The organism is Verminephrobacter aporrectodeae subsp. tuberculatae At4, from assembly GCF_000193225.1.
GTDB classification, from domain to species: domain Bacteria; phylum Pseudomonadota; class Gammaproteobacteria; order Burkholderiales; family Burkholderiaceae_C; genus Acidovorax; species Acidovorax aporrectodeae.
The window spans coordinates 1-2,290 of sequence record NZ_AFAL01000464.1; the positions used below are offsets into that span (position 1 = coordinate 1).

Genomic DNA, 2,290 nt, shown 5'->3' on the forward strand with positions numbered 1-2,290 from the left:
GGCAACCATGGCCGCGGCGTGACGCTGGACCTGCGCGCGCAGCAGGACATCGAAGCCGCCTACCATGCCGCCCGCCCCGAGGGCAGCGGCGTGCTCGTCGAGCGCTTCATTCCGGGCGACGAGCACCGCCTGCTGGTGGTCGGCGGAAAGATGGTCGCTGCGGCGCGCGGCGAGGTCGTGGGCATCACGGGCAATGGCCGCTCCACGGTGGCCGAACTGATCGACAGCCAGCTCAACGCCGACCCGCGCCGGGGCTACGAAGAGGAGTACCCGCTGGCAATCATCAACGTCGAACGCAGCGCCGCAGTGCAGTTGGAACTCAGGCGCCAGGGGCTGGACGCCGCTTCGGTTCCCGCTGCCGGCCGGCAGATCGTGGTGCAGCGCAACGGCAACGTGGCCGTGGACTGCACGGACGAGGTGCACCCCGAGGTGGCCTACACCGCGGCGCTGGCGGCCAAGGTGGTGGGCCTGGACATCGCCGGAATCGACCTGGTGGCGCGCGACATCTCCAGGCCGCTGCAGGAGCAGGGCGGCGCGATCGTCGAGGTCAACGCCGGCCCCGGACTGCTCATGCACCTCAAGCCCGCCGTGGGCGCGCCGCGCCCGGTGGGCCAGGCGATCGTGGAGCACCTGTTCCCCGCGGAGGACGCTGCGGACAACCAGGCCGGGCGGATTCCCGTGGTCGGCGTCGCGGGAACGCGCGGCACGGCGACCATCGCGCGCCTCGTGGCCTGGCTGCTGCAACTCAGCGGGCGCCACACCGGACTGGCCTGCCGCGAAGGGCTGTTCCTGAACCGCCGCTGCGTGCAGGCCGGCGACTGCGCGCACTGGGAAGCGGCGCGCTGCCTGCTCATGAACAAGATGGTGCAGGCCGCGGTGATCGAAAGCGACGCGCGCAGCATCCTGCGTGATGGCCTGGCCTACGACCGCTGCCAGGTGGGCGTGGTGACCGACATGGACGGCGTGGAAACGCTGGCCGAGTTCGACCTGCACGAGCAGGCGCAGATGACCCGGGTACTGCGCACCCAGATCGACGTAGTGCTCACCGGGGGCGCCGCCGTCCTGAACGCCGCGATTGCCCAGGTCGCGGACCTGGCGCCGCTGTGCGACGGCGGCGTGCTGCTGTACGCGCAGGACGCCGCCCTGCCCGCGATCGCCGCGCACCGCGCGCGCGACAACGGCCGCGCCGTGGTCGTGGAAAACGGCTGCGTGCTGCTCGCCACGGGAAGCGCCGGGCAGCGGCTCGGACCGTTGTCGGAGCTCTGTTTCGGGCGCCATGCCGTGCGCCCCGACACCGACGCGCTGCTCGCCGCGATCGGCGCCGCGTGGGCGCTGGACATCGCCCCCGACCTGATTGGCGCAGGAATCAAGACCTTCGAGCCCGAGTTCGCGGCGCGCACCGGCCTGCGCTCCTGACGTCCCCCCACGCACTGAAAGAGACCGACTGCCATGGAAGTATCCCGCACCCGGGCCCTGCGCGGCCCGAACCTCTGGAGCCGCCACATGGCCATCGAAGCCCTGGTGCGCTGCGCGCAGACCGAGCGTGCCGTGGGCCGGATGAGCGGCTTCGAAGCCCGGCTGCGCGCCCTGTTCCCCGCGATCGGCGTGCTCCACCCCGAGGGCGGCGACGGCGACATCTCGCTGGCGCACGTGCTGCAGGCCGCCGCGCTCGCGTTGCAGGCGCAGGCGGGCTGCCCGGTGAGCTTTGCGCGCACCACGCAGACCACCGACGCGGGCGTGTTCCAGGTCGTCGTCGAGTACAGCGAGGAGACCGTCGGCCGCCAGGCGTTCGACGACGCGCAGCGGCTCATCCGCGCAGCGCTTGGCGACGGCCTGTTCGACGCCGCCCGGGCGGTCGCGGAACTGCGCGAACGCGACGAGGACGAGCGCCTGGGCCCGAGCACCGGCGCCATCGTGCAGGCCGCCGTGGCCCGTGGCATCCCCTACCGCCGCCTGACCCGTGGCAGTCTGGTGCAGTTTGGTTGGGGCTCCCGGCAGCGCCGCATCCAGGCCGCCGAAATCGACGCCACCAGCGCCGTCGCCGAATCCATCGGCCAGGACAAGCACCTGACCAAGTGCCTGCTGCACGCCGCCGGTGTTCCCGTTCCGCTGGGCGAGCCGGTGGCGAGCGTGGAGCAGGCCTGGGAGGTGGCGTGCAAGGTCGGCCTGCCCGTGGTGCTCAAACCGCAGGACGGCAACCAGGGCAAGGGCGTGACGGTGAACGTCGGCGACCGCGCCCAGCTCGAGGCCGCTTACGGCACCGCCGCCGAATACGGCGCGGTGATGGTCG

The 2,290-nt window shown here is 72.4% G+C and carries 1 protein-coding gene and 1 pseudogene; both read left to right on the forward strand.

Annotated elements, in window-relative coordinates:
* Positions 1-1,416, forward strand: a pseudogene (locus VTU_RS27480) (cyanophycin synthetase); the annotation flags it as partial.
* A 33-nt stretch (positions 1,417-1,449) separates the two neighbouring features.
* Positions 1,450-2,290 (forward strand): cyanophycin synthetase family protein (locus VTU_RS0115025; RefSeq protein ID WP_010105591.1); only part of this gene is annotated, 841 nt, incomplete at its 3' end.